Here is a 17,519-nt window from a genome sequence, read left to right as displayed (position 1 = left end):
AAGGCCGGTTTCATTAGATTGAAATCGGCTTTTTGTTTTAAACCATTATTAGTTATATATTTGGTTATAGTTATTGCGAATAAACGTACCATTACTTTTATTCGGATGTTACCAAACAAAAATATCGAACCTATTTTTAGGTCGCTGGTTAACTCTCCAATTAAACCCTTTTAACAATACATCTTTTGGCGATGGCTCTTTAATCGGGTATAAAACTGCTTCGGGGTCTTTTATAAAGGTAAGTGAGCTTAACTCGTTATTGTCTAAAAACACTAACATATTGGTCCCTTCTGCTTTATTTACGCCAATATAATCACCAGCTTCGTCTCTACCATAATAAATAGTTTCCGCATCTTCTAGCACCTCAATTTTTCGTATTTGGTTGCTATCATTAAAGTGCCCAATCATATTAATGCCTTTAATTTGGTTAAAATTATCGAACAACGAGTCGGCTTTAGAAATAATAAAAGCATTTTCGTTTAAGTAAACGGCATCAATTTTACCTTTTTTCATTTGCAAATAAGTAAAATCAGATGTTAGCTGGTTGGTTTCCGACCATAATACTGGATCATGATAAAAATTTACTGTTGAATCAGAAAAATTATACACAATAGAATCTGCTTTACCTTGCATATCTGTTTTATAAAATTTTGCATGATTGTAAGCAAACAAATTTCTGATTGTATCTGTTTGATTTGGTAAGCTATCTATTTTAAGATATTGGGTTGATACTTTAAAAGTATCGGCATGCAGGAATAATGTATCAACATCAAACAACTGCATCATTAAAGCTTCATTCGTAATCATTACACTATCTCTATCCTGAAACAATTCGATTACATTCCCTTCTAAAATAAGACCTTCAATAGTATCGTTTATTGCTCCATTACAATCTATCCTTCCATACCCTGTTTCTCTTTCGTAATAAATAGTATCACCTGTTATTATTTTATTGTCAGAGTATAAATATGAGTTTTTAAAAAATTTAGAGGTGTTTGCATTGGTGTTGTACCATCCATTTTCACAATAAATAAAATCATTTTTACTGGTAATGGTTGTTGGTCCTAAAAAGTTTACAATTTTACTCTGCGATCCATATTGTAACGTATCTCCTTCAATTGTATATTCTGGATTAGTCAACACCACATTTTTCTTAAAGTTAAACGATTTACTCTCGGTATAATAATAGCCTAACTCACTAACCAGCGTATTATTTTCTTTCTGGCTCACAACAGTACCTCCACCAAAATAGTAAGCCATATTTAATGTTCTATCGTAATCTAAATAATTGGTGGTTAAGGTAATATCTCTATTCTCTAACCTGATATGACCTCTTAGCAATGCTTTTTTTGTTGTTCCATTATAGTTTAAAGAATCGCCAAACAATCGTAAAGAATCGCCTTGCGCAATACGAACATGCCCGTAAGCATCCATACTATTCGATTCAGAATAGAAGTATGCACTATCACAAAACATTAATGCATCTTCATGTTTAAATTGAACATCGCCAATTAAACGCTTTGCATTTTTGCCTAAGCTTTCGTCATACTCCAAACTATTAGCGTTGATAATTTCTATTTTAGAACCACCTTGAGCAAACAAAGTAAAAGGAATAAAAAGCATTAATATAATAGCAAAAGACCCCGCAGTAATTGCAGGGACTTTTAAATTAATATTTAACCTTAAATTCATTATATAAAGTAACGTACTTATACCAATACGTTTTCTCTTATTAATGTTTGTTTCCTGTCTGGTCCAACAGACACGATAGTAATAGGAACGTTTAATTCTTTTTCTAAGTATTCGATGTAATCATTTAATTCAGTTGGAATTTCCTCAATTGAAGACAATTTAGTCAAATCTGTTTTCCATGCTTTGCGATCAACATAAACTGGTTCAACTTCTCTTGAGACTAAATCGTAAGGCATAAAATCAATTACCTCTTGTGTATCTTTATACTTATAATGTGTACAAACTTTAATTGTATCAAAATCATCCAATACATCAGCTTTCATCATACACAATTGAGTAACTCCGTTAATCATTATTGCATATTTCAACGCTGGCAAATCAATCCACCCACATCTTCTTTTTCTTCCTGTAGTTGCTCCAAACTCAAAGCCTGCAGTTCTAATTTTTTCCCCAACCTCATCATCTAATTCTGTTGGGAAAGGTCCACTACCTACACGAGTACAATAAGCTTTAAAAATACCATATACTTCTCCTATTTTATTTGGAGCAATACCTAAACCTGTACAAGTTCCAGCAGTAGTTGTATTTGATGATGTTACAAATGGATAAGACCCAAAATCTACATCTAACAAAGTTCCTTGAGCACCTTCTGCTAATATCTTTTTACCAGCAACTAAATTATTGTTTAAATAGTGTTCGCTATCAATACAAGTTAACTGTTTAATTGTGTTAACTCCTTCATAAAATGCTGGTTCTAATTCTGCTAAATCATAATCGTAATTATGAAACTTTAAAATTTGCTTATGCTTCTCTACTAAAGCAGTATATTTTTCTTTGAAATTAGCTTCAAAAATATCTCCAACTCTCAATCCGTTTCTACCCGTTTTATCCATGTAAGTTGGTCCAATTCCTTTTAAAGTAGAACCAATTTTTTCTTTTCCTTTTGATGCTTCAGATGCTGCATCAATTAATCGGTGAGTTGGCAAAATTAAATGTGCCTTTTTAGAGATGTACATTTTCTTGTTTACATCAACACCCATTGCTATTAACTTGTCAATCTCAACTTTTAAAATGACAGGATCTATAACCACTCCATTACCTACAACATTAATAACATCATCATGAAAAATACCTGAAGGTATAGTATGTAAAACATGTTTAATACCATCAAACTCTAAAGTATGACCAGCATTTGGTCCTCCTTGAAATCTTCCGATAATATTATATTGAGGTGTTAAAACATCAACAATTTTACCTTTTCCTTCGTCTCCCCATTGAAGACCTAATAATACATCAACTTTCATTTGCTTTGGTCAATTCTGTTTTAGCTAGTGCTCTATTTTCTTTAATATTAAACACGCTATTTAACTTCGTTATTACTAATAATTTATTAATTTTTTCGGGCACATTTACAATAACAACGTCGCCACCTTTATTTCTTGTTTGGGTTAAAAGATTAATTAAAACATTTAAGCCCGAACTATTCATGTATTCCATATCGGTAAGATCAATCATTAGATTTTTTCCACCTTCAATCATTTCATTTTCTATGTCAATAAACAATCCATCCACTTGATGTTTAGCAATTAAGCTACCCTTTAATGAAACAATCATTAACTCGTCTTGCCGCTCTATTAAATAAGAAAAACTCATTTATTTTTCTTCATTTTTAACGCCGTAAAAATTTAATGAATGATGTAATATTTTTAAATCAAACATTTCTTCTAGAGTTGCTTTTATATTCTGAATTCGAGGATCACAAAACTCAATAACTTCACCATTACTTAAAATAATATGGTCGTGTTGCTTTGAACCGTAAGAACGCTCAAACTGAGCTATATTTGAACCAAACTGATGCTTACGAACTAAGTTTGATGCCAACAACAATTCTATTGTATTGTACAACGTTGCTCTACTTACTCTATATTTTTTATTTTTCATAGAGATGTACAATTCTTCTACATCAAAATGATCATTATTAGAGTAAATTTCTTGGAGTATAGCGAATCGTTCGGGAGTTTTCCTGTGACCGTTTTCTTCTAGATAATCAGAAAAAATACTTCTTACTTTTTCTTGAAGTTCTTCAGTTGTACTCATGTTGGAGTGTTAAAGAGTAAAAGTATTAATTAATCATATACATTAAACGAATGTTAACTCTTTGTTGAAAAAATATTTATCCATCAACTCGACTAACCGTCTTTACTCCTTTAACCTTAATTAATTTGTCTAACAAATTATCTAAATGCTGAGTATCTTGAACGTAAACCATAACAACCCCTTCAAAAACACCATCATGGCTATCAAAACTAATTGATCGCATATTTACATGAAGCTCATTAGAAATAATTTGAGTAATCGTATTTACAATACCAACATCATCAATTCCTGTGATATTAATTCCAGCTAAAAATGCAATTTGTTGCTGATCAATCCAACGAGCTTTTATTACACGATAAGCATAATTAGAAAGCATTTGAATTGCATTCGGACACTTGGTTTTATGTATTTTTATTCCATCATTAATAGTAACAAAACCAAAAACCTCATCTCCAGGTATTGGATTACAACAAGACGCTAACGTATAATCTAATTTTTCCATGTTGTCACCAATCACCAACATGTCGTCTTTTTTCTTCTCTTTTTTAGTCGTTTTTTGACCAAAATAACTAGTTACCCTGTTTCGAATAGACTTTTTAGGACGAAGCACCCCATTCTTAACTTCAAAAGCTTTTAAATGATTTAGATTAATCTCTCCTTTAGCTATTTTATAGTATAAATCTAACGAAGAGTTAGCTTTAAAATAAACCTGCAATTCATTTATACTTATGTTTTCGTAAGAAATTTTAAGGCGTTTAAACTCTTTTTCTAAAAGTAACTTCCCTTCTTCAGCAACAATTCGTTGCTCATCTTTTAACAACGATTTTATTTTAGATTTAGCTTTATGTGTTTTCACATAAGTAAGCCAATCTTCTTTAGGTTTTTGATTTTTTGAAGTTAAAATCTCCACTTGATCACCACTTTTAAGAGGGTGACTTAATGGAACCAACTTATTATTTACCTTGGCTCCTAAACAATGCTCACCGACCTTTGTGTGCACAGCAAAAGCAAAATCAAGTGCACTCGCTCCATGTGGCAAACTTTTCATATCGCCATTAGGAGTAAAAGCAAAAATTTCTTCGTCGTATAAGTTTAATTTAAAATCATCAATAAAGTCTAATGCATCTGCATCATGATTTTCTAACAATTCTCTAATCTGATTAATCCAAATATCAAATTGACTTTCTTTTCCTCCCTCTTTATATTTCCAATGAGCTGCAAATCCTTTTTCTGCAATTTCATCCATTCTTTTGGTACGAATTTGCACCTCAACCCATTTCCCTGTAGGGCTCATTACTGTTGTATGCAAAGACTCATAACCGTTTGCTTTTGGTGCCGAAACCCAATCACGAAGCCTATCTATGTTAGGTTGGTAAAAATCGGTAACTACTGAGTATGCCCTCCAACAATCTGTTTTTTCGTTTTGTTGTTCAGTATCAATTATTATTCTAATAGCAAATAAGTCATAAACCTCCTCAAAAGGAACATTTTTAGAGTGCATTTTATTCCATATAGAATAAATAGACTTTGGACGACCTTTCACCTCAAAATTCATCCCTATTTGTTCTAGAGCGTTTTTTATTGGTAAAGAAAATTTATTGATAAATCTTGTTCTAACTTCTTGTGTTTTCTCAAGCTTGCTAACAATTTCTTCGTAAGCTTCAGGTTCTTTTATTTTTAGACATAAGTCTTCTAACTCTGTTTTTATAGCATGTAACCCTAATCGATGAGCCATTGGAGCATATAAAAAGAGTGTTTCAGAAGCAATCTTTAGCTGCTTTTCTCTTTTCATTGAGCCAAGAGTTCGCATATTATGCAACCTATCAGCTAATTTTATTAAAATCACCCTTACATCTTCTGAAAGGGTTAATAATATTTTACGAAAATTTTCAGCTTGAATTGAAACATTATAATCAACAACGTCTGAAATTTTGGTTAACCCATCAATTATTTGAGCTTCCTTAGCTCCAAACATTGTTTCAATATCTTCTAAAGTAATGTCAGTATCTTCTACAGTATCATGCAAAAGTGCACAGATAATTGAAGTTGCACCCAAGCCTATTTCTTCACCACAAATTTGCGCTACTGCAATAGGATGAAAAATATAAGGCTCACCTGATTTTCTCCTAACATCTTTATGAGCATCAGAAGCAACAGTAAAAGCTTTACGAACCCTATCTAAAGTCTCTTCGTCTTTCTTACAATGAGGCGACATCGCCAACATATTTTCGTAAGCTTTTTCTATTTCTTGCTTTTCTTTTTCTAAGTCTATCGACATATTTCTATACTCTTTCTATAATTGTAGCATATCCTTGTCCTACACCAATACACATAGTTACTAAGGCGTATTTTTTATTTTGTTTTTGCAATTCTATTGCTGCACTTTGCAAAATTCTTGATCCAGTCATTCCAAGTGGGTGCCCAATAGCAATTGCTCCACCATTAGGGTTTATTCTTGGGTCATTATCAGCCAAGCCCATTTTACGAGTACATGCCAACGCTTGCGCTGCAAAAGCTTCGTTCAGCTCAATTACATCCATATCATCTAATGTTAAGCCTGCTCTTTTTAATGCCTTTTCTGAAGCATAAACAGGCCCAATTCCCATAATACGAGGCTCAACTCCAGCAATTGCACTCGAAACTATTTTTGCAATTGGTGTTAAATTATAACGACTTGCAGCTTCGCCAGATGCAATTAACATTGCTGCAGCTCCATCATTTAAACCTGAGGCATTTCCAGCAGTCACACTCCCTCCTTCTGCTTTAAAAGCAGGACGAAGTTTTTGTAAAATATCTATTGTTGTAGTTGGTTTTATAAACTCATCTTTATCAAAGATTAAATCGTCTTTTTTACGCTGTGGAATATGAACTGGAACAATCTCCTCTCCTAACCTTCCTTTTTTTTGTGCTTCCGTTGCTTTCATTTGGCTCCAAAACGAAAATTGATCCTGATCTTCTCTGCTTATACCATACATTTCTACTAAATTCTCAGCTGTTTCACCCATTCCATGCACACCGTACATTTCTTTCATTTTAGGATTAATAAAACGCCATCCAAAACTTGAATCGTACATTTTAGCATCTGTTCCAAATGGCTTTGCAGACTTAGAAATTACATAAGGTCCTCTCGACATATTTTCAACACCACCAGTAACATAGATATCTCCATCACCCAACATTATTGCTCTAGAAGCATTAATTGCAGAAGCCATACCAGAAGAACATAAACGATTTACGGTTTCGCCACCTACTTGCCAAGGCAAGCCTGCTAATAAACCTGCCATACGAGCAATGTTTCTATTGTCTTCTCCAGCTTGGTTGGCACAACCAAAAATTACATCTTCAATTTCTTCAGTAACCAAACTCGGATTTCTTTTTATCAATTCTTGTATAGGAATTGCTGCTAAATCGTCTGTTCTTACTGCTGATAATGTTCCTCCAAAACTTCCTATTGGTGTTCTAATCGCATCTATGATAAAGGCTTCTTTCATTTCTTTTATTTTGAGATATTGTTGTTAATCAAAGGTAAGAAAATCACTCAAGAAACAAACGCTTTTAAAGCTTTTATCGTTGCCTCTTCATCTTCGTAAAAACCAGCGTGCCCAACATTTTCAAATAAGACATAACTCCCTTTTTCTGGCAAATTAGCTTGTGCAATTAAATCTTCGTATGGTAAAATATTGTCGTGTTTACCAATAATATAAAGAACAGGATATGGTGCAAAATTTAAAATTATCTCTCTATCCAATCTCACTTTCATTCCTTCTAAAGCAGCTACTACGCCTTGTTTTGATGTTGCTAGAGCTATTTTTTTTATTTGAGAAATTCCTCTTTTAAAAGGCTTGTAGTTAGTATTGAACAAATTAGGTATTGCTTCATTTACAAACAAGTTTTTATTTTTCTTCACCACTTTTATAGCCCTATCCCTATCTTTCTTTTTTTCATCACTGTCTGCTCGTGCAGAAGAATGAAACATACATAACCCTTTTAAATTATCGGGATTTTTTTCAGCGTAAGCTAAACTTACATACCCCCCAAGCGAATGACCTACAAAATAAGCTTTTCGAATTTTTAAATGTTTTAAAACGGCATCAACTGCTTCTGCCATTTCTTCCATTGTATGCACGTAGCTCAAACAGTCGGTAGCTCCATGACCTAATAAATCAATAGTAATAACTCTGGTTGTTGAATTTGCTAACTGCTTTACACAAGACTTCCAAATGGACTTATCTTCTAAAAACCCATGTAAAAAAACAACAGCCTTACCTTTTCCATTATCCGTAAAGCTGATGTTAATATTTTTAAATTGTATGCTTTCTTGCTTCACTTACTATCTACTCATTAAAGCTTCTATTTCATCAGCTTCTAAAGGAATGTTAGCCATTAAATCATGTGGGCCATTATTGGTAATTAACACATCATTTTCTAATCTTATTCCTAAATTTTCTTCTGGAATGTAAATTCCTGGCTCAACTGTTAAAACCATACCAACCTCAAAAGGACGATTACGCTCTTCAACATCATGCACATCTAATCCCATATGATGTGACGTTCCGTGCATAAAATATTTTTTATAAAGTGGATTATTTGGGTCTTGATTAGCAACTGCCGTAGCATCCAACAAGCCTAACCCGATCAATTCTTTTTCCATTAACTTCCCAACTTCTGCATGATACTCTTCATGTAAAGTTCCTGGAACCAGCATAGCTGTTGCAGCTTTCATTACTCTTAAAACTGCATTATAAACATCTTTTTGTCTAGCTGTAAATTTACCACTAACTGGAACACATCTTGTCATATCAGAAGCATAGTTCCCATATTCAGCACCCACATCTAAAAGAATTACATCTCCTGCTTTACATTCTTTATTATTTTCAACATAATGCAACACACATGCACTTGCTCCAGATGCTATAATCGGTTCATAAGCATAACCTCTTGATCGGTTCATTAAAAACTCGTGAGCTAATTCAGCCTCAATTTCGTACTCCATTACTCCAGGTTTAACAAACCCTAACAACCTTCTAAATCCTTTTTCTGTAATGTTACAAGCATGTTGTATCGTATCAATTTCTAATTGCGATTTAATTGGTCTTAACTTTCTCATTATAGGAGCTAATCTTTCGTATTCATGCAAAGGGTATTTTGTTTTACATGATTTTCTAAATCGATCATCACGAGTTTCAACAGTAGTAATAGCTCTTAAATGTTCATTTTGATTTAAATAAACATGCTCTGCTTCAGTCATTAAAGAATGAAATACTTGATCGAACTGAGAAGTCCAATAAATAGTTTGAATCCCTGATTGATTGGTAGCTTGCTCCTTCGTTAATTTTGCGCCTTCCCAAATTGCAATTAATTCACTTGTTTCTTTAACAAATAATATCTCTCTATGCTTTGGGTTTACCGCATCAGGGAATATGACTAAAATAGACTCTTCTTGATCAACTCCGCTTAAATACAATAAATCATTATTTTGACGAAAAGGCATCAAACCATCAGCATTTGTAGGCATTAAATCGTTAGAATTAAAGACTGCAACAGATTTTGGCTTTAAATATTTTACAAAATTAGCTCTATTTTTAATGTATAGTGATTGATCGATTGGTGTATACTTCATGATATTTTTATTTTGGTCAAACAAATGTAATTAATCCTTATAGGTTTTAGAATTGAAGCATTAAAAATAAAATATTTAATTTAAGCGCCTAACTAAAACGATAAACAATGCTTAAAGAATTCAAACAATTTATTAGCAAAGGTAATGTAATGGAAATGGCTGTAGGTTTAATTATGGCTACTTACTTTGGTGCTATTATTAAATCTTTGGTAAATGACATCTTAATGCCACCACTTGGTAAAGTAATGGGTGGAGTTGATTTTGCTGAACTAAAATTAGTTATTCAAGATGCAGTACCTGCTGTAATGGATGGTGAAAATACAGTAACAGAAGCTGTGGCTGAAGTTGCAATTATGTATGGTAATTTTATCAACACAATAATAACTTTTATAATTGTTGCCTTTTGTATTTTTATGGTAGTTAAAGCTTACAATAAAATGAAAGAAAAAATGGAGAAGAAAGAAGAGGAAGCTCCAGCGGCTCCTCCTGCTCCGTCTAAAGAAGAAGTATTGTTAACTGAAATTAGAGATTTATTGAAAAAATAAATTCTCAAGAAAATAAAAAAAGAGCTACTCATTGAGTAGCTCTTTTTTTATTCTAAGCATCTTCGTTTTCATCTATATCTACATAAAATTTATGGTCTAACTCTGTTGATGAAGCATCCCCAACATTTATCCTTAAAATATCATCTTCAGTGCTACCACTAAATATCAAGCCCAACATCATCACTAAATTAGTACCTATAATCACCCACGCTAAAATGGCTTCATCAAAAGGTACAACATCATAATGCTCAACAATTTTATTAAACAACAATATAGTTACCAAACCTCTAGGTGCAATTAACATCTGTGGGAAAATAGTACTTTTTAAAAACACTTTTAAATTTAAAGCTCTTGTAAAAAAAATCACTCCCATTATTAACGCAGAAATAACTATTGCTTCATAATGAAACAACCCTTTTAAGTTCATAGTTAATCCAAAAACCACAAAGAAAAATGTTCGAATTAAAAACGAAGTTTCATTTGTAATGATTACAAACTCTTGCCTCACCTCTTTTACTTTTTCATGATTAACGAAGCCTTTCAATTTCCATCTAAAAAAAGCATGAGTATTATTTAAAACTAATCCAAAAATCAAAATAATAAGCAAAGCGGAGTAATGAAAGTATTCACCAACAGAATAAAGCAATGCCAAAATTGATAAAAACAAGAAAAATTTAATCTCAGTTTTTATCTTATGAAATACATAAACCAATATATAACTCATCAATATTGAAACTCCAACAGATATTACAATGTTCCATGAAATAGCTTCAAAATAAGACTGTCCTGATTGAGGTTCTTTTATCCAAAAAGCAAATAGCATAATTCCAAAAATATCAGACAAAGTAGCCTCCAATATCATAAACTCTTTTTTAGCTGGTATTAACGTATGTACACTTGGAATAACAATCGCACTACTAACAACAGATAAAGGAATTGCATATAAAAATGCATCTATAAAATCGACTTCCAAAAAGAAAAAAATTATTCCTGATATTAAAGAATTAGTAATTCCTAAGATTAATACTGAAGTAGCAAAAGCAGCTAGTATTGTTCTAATTTTATTACGATGGAGTTTTATATCTAAAGCTCCCTCTAGCACAATCATCATTAACCCAACAACTCCAAGAAGACTTAAATATTGACTTAAATCTGGAATATTTACACCTACGGACTTTAATAAAAATTGAATTGCAACGCCTGTCCCTATCAGAAAAATGACCGATGGAATTTTAGTCCATTTTGATATTTGCGTAAACAGATATGAAAATACAATTAGTAAGCTTGATAATATTACAATTACGTATGGGTTTTCCATTATTTTAAAATGAGTTTGTACAAAATAAAGTTTTATTTAGCCAACTTTAGCTTATAGATTATTTCTTTATAATCTAACCATAATTTGCCAATAATCGAAATAAACTTGATAAATACTGATAACTCGATTTATTTAGCCTACATTTGTAGAATATTATAATTAAATAAATTTTTTAAAATGAACAAAGGAACAGTAAAGTTCTTTAATGACACTAAAGGTTTTGGTTTCATTACAGAAGACGACAACAACAAAGAACATTTCGTACACATCTCAGGATTAATTGATGAAATTAGAGAAGGTGACGCAGTTGAGTTTGAATTACAAGAAGGTAAAAAAGGATTAAATGCAGTAAATGTTAAAGTAATTTAATATTCGCTTTTTATAACTTATTTGCAAAAAGCCTCAACTTAGTTGAGGCTTTTTTTTATTTCATATTTTTATAATAGTTTATTAATTACAGCGTTTACTTAACTATGAAAAAAATAACTCATTTAATTTTATTACTAAGTGTTTTTACAACACTAAACAGTTGCAAAAAAGATGTTGAAGAGTTAAAAACTAATGTAGTCGAAAATAAAGTTCATCGCTACAATGTAACTTTTCAAATTAATTGGAACAGCCAAGACTTCCCTACTGACTATCCTAGCAATGATCATTTTTCTAAACTAATTGGTTGGAGTCATATACCCAATAACAATTTTTTTAAAGTTGGAACAATTGCTTCTCAGGGTATTGAAGACATGGCAGAACTAGGAGCAACAACTCCACTTGACAATGATTTAGCAACTAAAATAGCTAACAAAGAAGGCCTTGCCTATTACATTGGCGAAAACTTAAGTTCTGGTGTTGGAACCATATCTCAAACCATAGAAGTTACTAAGGAATTTTCAGCTGTCACACTTGTTACTATGTTAGCTCCTAGCCCAGATTGGTATTTAGGAGTGATTGACATCAACCTTCTTAAAGATGGAGGTTTTGTAGCTCAAAAAACTGTAGATGGTTTAATTTATGATGCTGGAACAGATGATGGAACAACTTATTCATCTCCTAATTCTGATAGTTCACCAAAACAACCTATCGCATTATTTGTAGATGCTCCCATTGGAAACGGAACTACCGTTTCTCCTGCTATAGCTAGGGTAACTTTTACTAAATTATAACTTACAGCTTTTATGAAATTATTTTCAACCGCTATCCTTTTCATTGTTTTAACACTTACAACAAATGCTCAAACCATTTATTCTAAAGCATTTGGAAATCCCGAGAACAAAGCTGTAATATTTTTGCATGGCGGTCCTGGTTATAATAGCTCTACTTTCGAATTTACTACTGCACAGCAATTAGCCGATGCTGGTTTTTATGTAATTACTTACGACAGAAGAGGCGAAGGTCGCTCGGTTGACCCTAAAGCCAAATACACTTTTCAGGAAACATTTGACGACCTCAGCAGTTTGTACAAAAAATACGAAATTAAACAAGCCACACTTATTGGTCATAGTTTTGGCGGAATAGTAGCAACTTTATATGCTAAAAAACAAGCAAAAAATGTAGCTAATATTATCTTAGTTGGAGCTCCTGTTTCTTTGCAAAATACCTTTAAAACGATTATTAAAACCAGCAAAGAAATTTACACTGCTAAAAACGACAATGTAAACCTTAACTACATTTCCATGCTTGAAAATATGGATACAACCTCAATAGAATACAGTTCTTATAGTTTTATGCATGCCATGCAAAATGGTTTTTATACGCCTAAAGAAATAAGTGATGAAGCCAAAAATATTTATGCTGAATTTGGAACCAATGAAGAATTAAAAAAATACGGTTCACAAATGGGTTATGAAGCTCCGCAAGGTTTTTGGCAAAACGAAAATTATACAACCATAGATTTAAAACCCAGTCTAAAATTATTGTTAGAAAAAGGATTTAACATTTATGGCATCTATGGTAAAGACGATGGCTTATATTCTGCTGAGCAAGTAGCTAATTTAAAAGAATTGATTGGTACAAATAAACTCCAATATTTAGACAATTGCTCGCACAGTGTTTTTATTGACCAACAATCTTTATTTATTGAAGCATTAAAAGACTGGTTAAAATAGTTTCCAATTAGTCTATTTCTGAGTCATCGAATATTTGCTCAATGGGCAATTCAAACAATTTCGATATTTTAAATGCCAAGGGTAAGCTAGGGTCGAACTTGCCCTTTTCTATGGCATTTATCGTTTGCCGAGAAACCATCAATGAATCTGCCAAATCTGCCTGCGTCATGTCTCTTTCTGCACGAAGTACTTTTAGTTTGTTTTTCATGCGTAACGTTTTTTACCAACTACTAAAGCAATCATATACGAAACACTAATTAAAATCACTAAAAAACCAATTTCCGCATCTCCCGAAATCACATTGGCATTATCCATAGTCGAATAACTCAGCCCTCCCACAATTCCTACACCCAATGCAATCCCCATTGCATCCAATTGAATTTTTTGTTGAAGCTCATCCAATACACTAATATGTTTGATATTTGCCCAAATCATTCCAGCTCCCAAAGCCGTATTTAGTAAAATGGCAAGCATACTCCAAGTAGTGTTTAGCTCCCAAAGGAATTTAGGTCCAAAAGTGGCGAATGCCATAGAGCTTACCCATAATAGGGTCCAAAGCGCTAAATTTTTAGTCGCTTTTTTTATTTTATCGCTACATTTTTCGTTTTTCATTTATCAACTGTATTTGATTGTTTGTAAAGTTTATTTGACACAAATATACACCTATTTTTCAAAATGACAAATAAACTTTACTTTTTATCAAGTAAACCATTCTTTTTTGATGTTTTCAGTTATATTCAGGAAAGTTCAAGGGGTTAATTAGCTACTGCACTTACTTCTGTAATCGGTTGCAACAAACTTATTGCAGCTTTAATTCCATTTACATTTTCAAAAACCAAACTCAACTTGTTGTTTTTTTCTTTCATTTTACAAACGTGAGGATTGCTTTGTACGTGTTTTAAAACGTTAGTAAATACTGCTGATTGGTAATAAAGCGAATCTTGATTAATAATAAAATAACCGATTAGTTTTTTCTGTTTCAACACCAACTTTTCAAATCCAATTTTTTGGGCAATCCATCGTAAACGAATGGCTTCAAATAAATCTTCTGTTTCTTTTGGCAATTCGCCAAAACGGTCAACCAAGTGTTTTTTATAGGTTTCTAAAGCTTCTTCGGTAGCTAAAGCATCTATGTTTCGGTAAACATTTAAGCGTTCGGCAATGTTGGTTAAATAACTATCTGGTATTAAAATTTCTAAATCGGTTTCTAACTGACAATCTTTCACAAAATCTTTAGTTGCTAATTCCTCAGCATACAAATCTTTAAACTCATTTTCTTTCAGTTCATCAATTGCTTCTTGCAATATTTTCTGATACATATCAAAACCAATATCCGAAATAAACCCACTTTGTTCTCCACCTAATAAATTACCAGCTCCACGGATATCTAAATCACGCAAAGCAATTTGAAAACCACTACCTAAATCAGAAAATTGCTCAATTGCTGTTAATCTTTTTCTAGCTTCTGGAGTTAACTCGTGCATACTAGGTGCCATTAAATAACAAAATGCTTTTTTGTTCGAACGCCCAACTCTACCTCTCATTTGGTGTAAATCGCTTAATCCAAAATGATTGGCATTGTTTATTATAATCGTATTTGCATTAGGTATATCTAAGCCCGATTCTATAATAGTTGTTGCAACTAGCACATCATACTCCCCATCTACAAAAGCCATCATTTTTTGCTCTAACTCATCTCCTTTCATTTGTCCGTGAGCAATTAATACACTCACATCTGGGCAAAGTCTTGAAATCATTCCTGCAACTTCTTGTATGTTTTCTACTCGATTATTGATAAAAAACACTTGTCCACCTCTACTTACTTCATAACTTATAGCATCACGTATAACCTCTTCATTAAACACCTGCAAACGAGTTTCTACTGGTTGTCTGTTTGGTGGTGGTGTAGTAATGTTTGATAAATCTCTAGCAGCCATTAACGAAAACTGAAGCGTTCTTGGTATTGGTGTTGCTGTTAACGTTAATGTATCAACATTAGCTTTTAACAATTTTAGTTTATCTTTTACTGCTACGCCAAACTTCTGTTCTTCATCTATAATTAACAAACCTAAATCTAAAAACTTAACATCTTTCCCAACTATTCGATGTGTTCCAATTAAAATATCTACCTCACCATTTGCTACTTTGGCTATGGTTTCTTTTTGCTGTTTTGGAGTTTTAAAACGATTAATATAATCTACCGTACAAGGAAAATCTTTTAAACGCTTTTTAAAGGTTTTATAATGCTGTAAAGCTAAAATAGTTGTAGGAACTAAAATAGCTACTTGCTTACTGTCTGCTACAGCTTTAAATGCAGCTCGTATTGCTATTTCTGTTTTACCAAAACCAACATCTCCACACACCAACCTATCCATTGGCGATTCAGCTTCCATGTCTTTTTTCACATCTATAGTTGCTGAAAGTTGGTCTGGTGTATCCTCATATACAAATGAAGCCTCTAATTCATTTTGTAGGTATGTATCAGGAGAAAACTGAAAGCCTTTGTTTGCTTTACGCTTGGCATATAATTTTATTAAATCAAAAGCTACTTCTTTAATTTTAGATTTTGCTTTTTGCTTCGTTTTTTGCCATGTATTAGAACCTAGTCGATGTACTTTAGGTGGTGTTCCATCCTTACCAACAAACTTGGTTATTTTATGTAATGAATGAATATTTACATAAAGCAAATCGTTATCAGAATAGATAATACGAATGGCTTCTTGCATTTTTCCATTCACATCAATTTTCTCTAATCCCGAAAATCGTCCAACACCGTGATCGATGTGTGTTATAAAATCGCCAGGCGACAAGCCATGAAGTTCTTTTAATGTAAGTGCTTCATTCTTTTTATTGTAAGCATCTTTTAATTTAAATCGTTGATAACGATTAAATATTTGGTGATCGGTATAACAACTAAGTTTTAAATCCTCATCTAAAAAACCTTCATGCAAGGGTAGCAAAATAGAACTTACAGCTAGCTCTTTGCCTATGTCTTCGAATATTGCTTCTAAACGCTCAACTTGTTTAGTATTATCAGATAAGATGATGTTTGTAAAACCATCTTCTTTTTTTGCTTGAATATCATCGTGAAGCAAGGTAAAGTTTTTATTAAAACTTGGTTGTGGTTTTTGATGATATACAATCGTTAAATCTGATTTGGTATAAAACTGCGTTCCAAATTCAATAATATTTTTTTGTACTATCTCCCTTAAAAAACTTTCTTTATCAGAAAATATTTCTTCAGGTTTTAAATGTTGTAAAGGAGAATTTTCAACTTCTTTATAAGCGGTTAAAGCTTTATCAAAGTCTTTTTGAATTTGGTTAGCCGTTAGTTGAATATCTTTACACCACAACACCGTATTTTTAGGCATAAAATCCAAAAAGCTTTCTCTACTTTCTTTTAATAATGTAGTTTGAACATTTGGAATAATCGCTAATCGCTTATAAGTTTGAATACTTAATTGAGAAACTGGATCGAAAGTTCTTATTGATTCCACCTCATCTCCAAAAAACTCTATTCGATAAGGATTATCATTACTAAACGAGAAAACATCTACTATTCCACCTCGAATGGCAAATTGACCAGGTTCAACCACAAAATCTTCTCGTTCAAAACCGTATTCAAATAATACATCATTTATAAACTCAATCGAAAGTTCATCTCCCTCGTTAATTCTAAACGTATTTTGTTCTAAATTCTTTTTAGTTACTACTTTTTCCGATAACGCATCAGGAAATGTCACTATGATTTTAGTGCTACTTTTCTTGGTTAAAGCATTTAAAACCTCAGCTCTTAATAAAATATTGGCATTATCCGTTTCTTCTATTTGATAGGCTACCTTATATGATGCCGGAAAAAATAACACCTTTTCCTCTCCAACAATATGCTCTAAATCATTATAAAAATAAGCCGCTTCTTCTTTATCATTTAAAATGAATAATTGATTGACTGGGAAATTATGATATAAAGCATTACCTACAAAAGCAGGAGAAGAACCAACCATTCCTTGCAAGTGAATATGCGACAACTCATTATTTTGAAGTTGACTAACAATTAATTCGGTGTGCTTTGCTTTATTAAAAAGTGCTTTTAACTCAGGAATATTCATTACAGCGAAATTAATATTTAATCAGTTTGTATGAAA

16 protein-coding genes are annotated in these 17,519 nt (G+C 32.3%); 4 read left to right on the top strand and 12 right to left on the bottom strand.

The window, feature by feature from the left end:
* Nucleotides 1–108: 108 nt before the first annotated feature.
* The 8 genes from FRY74_RS06795 to FRY74_RS06760 all read right to left on the bottom strand — a co-directional run bounded on the left by FRY74_RS06795 (nt 109) and on the right by FRY74_RS06760 (nt 9,409).
* Complete coding sequence (locus FRY74_RS06795) at nt 109–1,692, bottom strand: OstA-like protein (RefSeq protein WP_147099888.1); 1,584 nt, start codon at nt 1,690–1,692, stop codon at nt 109–111.
* A gap of 17 nt (nt 1,693–1,709) precedes the next feature.
* Nucleotides 1,710–2,996, bottom strand: a complete 1,287-nt coding sequence (locus FRY74_RS06790) for an adenylosuccinate synthase (RefSeq protein WP_147099887.1) — start codon at nt 2,994–2,996, stop codon at nt 1,710–1,712.
* The gene (locus FRY74_RS06785; protein ID WP_147099886.1) at nt 2,986–3,345 is read right to left on the bottom strand and encodes an STAS domain-containing protein; all 360 of its coding nucleotides are present in this window, start codon (nt 3,343–3,345) and stop codon (nt 2,986–2,988) included. The genes FRY74_RS06790 and FRY74_RS06785 overlap by 11 nt, the downstream gene beginning before the upstream one ends.
* Nucleotides 3,346–3,789 (bottom strand): Fur family transcriptional regulator, encoded by a 444-nt coding sequence (locus FRY74_RS06780; protein ID WP_147099885.1) that lies wholly within the window; start codon nt 3,787–3,789, stop codon nt 3,346–3,348. It lies immediately after the preceding gene.
* 76 nt (nt 3,790–3,865) lie between these two features.
* Nucleotides 3,866–6,067: a RelA/SpoT family protein gene (locus FRY74_RS06775; RefSeq protein WP_147099884.1), complete on the bottom strand. Its 2,202-nt coding sequence runs from the start codon at nt 6,065–6,067 to the stop codon at nt 3,866–3,868.
* A gap of 4 nt (nt 6,068–6,071) precedes the next feature.
* Nucleotides 6,072–7,280 carry a 3-oxoadipyl-CoA thiolase gene (gene pcaF, locus FRY74_RS06770; protein WP_147099883.1) on the bottom strand — a complete coding sequence of 403 codons (1,209 nt, stop codon included), beginning with the start codon at nt 7,278–7,280 and terminating at the stop codon, nt 6,072–6,074.
* A gap of 47 nt (nt 7,281–7,327) precedes the next feature.
* Nucleotides 7,328–8,116, bottom strand: a complete 789-nt coding sequence (locus tag FRY74_RS06765) for an alpha/beta fold hydrolase (protein ID WP_147099882.1) — start codon at nt 8,114–8,116, stop codon at nt 7,328–7,330.
* A gap of 3 nt (nt 8,117–8,119) precedes the next feature.
* A complete protein-coding gene (locus FRY74_RS06760; RefSeq protein WP_147099881.1) occupies nt 8,120–9,409 on the bottom strand; it encodes an aminopeptidase P family protein in 1,290 nt (429 codons plus the stop codon).
* Between the two features lie 107 nt (nt 9,410–9,516).
* On the opposite strand from FRY74_RS06760, the gene mscL reads away from it, so the two are divergent.
* Complete coding sequence (mscL, locus tag FRY74_RS06755) at nt 9,517–9,954, top strand: large-conductance mechanosensitive channel protein MscL (RefSeq protein WP_147099880.1); 438 nt, start codon at nt 9,517–9,519, stop codon at nt 9,952–9,954.
* Between the two features lie 52 nt (nt 9,955–10,006).
* On the opposite strand, the gene FRY74_RS06750 is transcribed toward mscL, so the two are convergent.
* On the bottom strand, nt 10,007–11,272 hold the full coding sequence (locus FRY74_RS06750) for a cation:proton antiporter domain-containing protein (protein WP_147099879.1): 1,266 nt from the start codon (nt 11,270–11,272) through the stop codon (nt 10,007–10,009).
* A gap of 177 nt (nt 11,273–11,449) precedes the next feature.
* Between FRY74_RS06750 and FRY74_RS06745 the strand changes: the two genes are divergently transcribed.
* The 3 genes from FRY74_RS06745 to FRY74_RS06735 all read left to right on the top strand — a co-directional run bounded on the left by FRY74_RS06745 (nt 11,450) and on the right by FRY74_RS06735 (nt 13,374).
* Nucleotides 11,450–11,641, top strand: coding sequence for a cold-shock protein (locus tag FRY74_RS06745; RefSeq protein ID WP_147099878.1), 192 nt, complete (start codon nt 11,450–11,452; stop codon nt 11,639–11,641).
* 104 nt (nt 11,642–11,745) lie between these two features.
* Entirely contained in the window at nt 11,746–12,432 is a 687-nt protein-coding gene (locus tag FRY74_RS06740) for a spondin domain-containing protein (protein ID WP_147099876.1), read from the top strand.
* A 12-nt stretch (nt 12,433–12,444) separates the two neighbouring features.
* Complete coding sequence (locus FRY74_RS06735; RefSeq protein ID WP_147099874.1) at nt 12,445–13,374, top strand: alpha/beta fold hydrolase; 930 nt, start codon at nt 12,445–12,447, stop codon at nt 13,372–13,374.
* Between the two features lie 7 nt (nt 13,375–13,381).
* On the opposite strand, the gene FRY74_RS06730 is transcribed toward FRY74_RS06735, so the two are convergent.
* The 3 genes from FRY74_RS06730 to mfd form a co-directional block, all read right to left on the bottom strand.
* Entirely contained in the window at nt 13,382–13,582 is a 201-nt protein-coding gene (locus FRY74_RS06730; RefSeq protein WP_147099873.1) for a helix-turn-helix transcriptional regulator, read from the bottom strand.
* On the bottom strand, nt 13,579–13,905 hold the full coding sequence (locus FRY74_RS06725; protein WP_223265842.1) for a hypothetical protein: 327 nt from the start codon (nt 13,903–13,905) through the stop codon (nt 13,579–13,581). Before FRY74_RS06725 ends, FRY74_RS06730 begins: the two co-directional genes overlap by 4 nt.
* A 224-nt stretch (nt 13,906–14,129) precedes the next feature.
* Complete coding sequence (gene mfd / locus FRY74_RS06720) at nt 14,130–17,483, bottom strand: transcription-repair coupling factor (protein WP_147099868.1); 3,354 nt, start codon at nt 17,481–17,483, stop codon at nt 14,130–14,132.
* Nucleotides 17,484–17,519: the final 36 nt, after the last annotated feature.

The organism is Vicingus serpentipes, assembly GCF_007993035.1.
Taxonomy (GTDB): domain Bacteria; phylum Bacteroidota; class Bacteroidia; order Flavobacteriales_E; family Vicingaceae; genus Vicingus; species Vicingus serpentipes.
The sequence above is the reverse complement of the archived record's forward strand: the minus strand, read 5'-3'. Positions and strand labels throughout refer to the sequence as shown.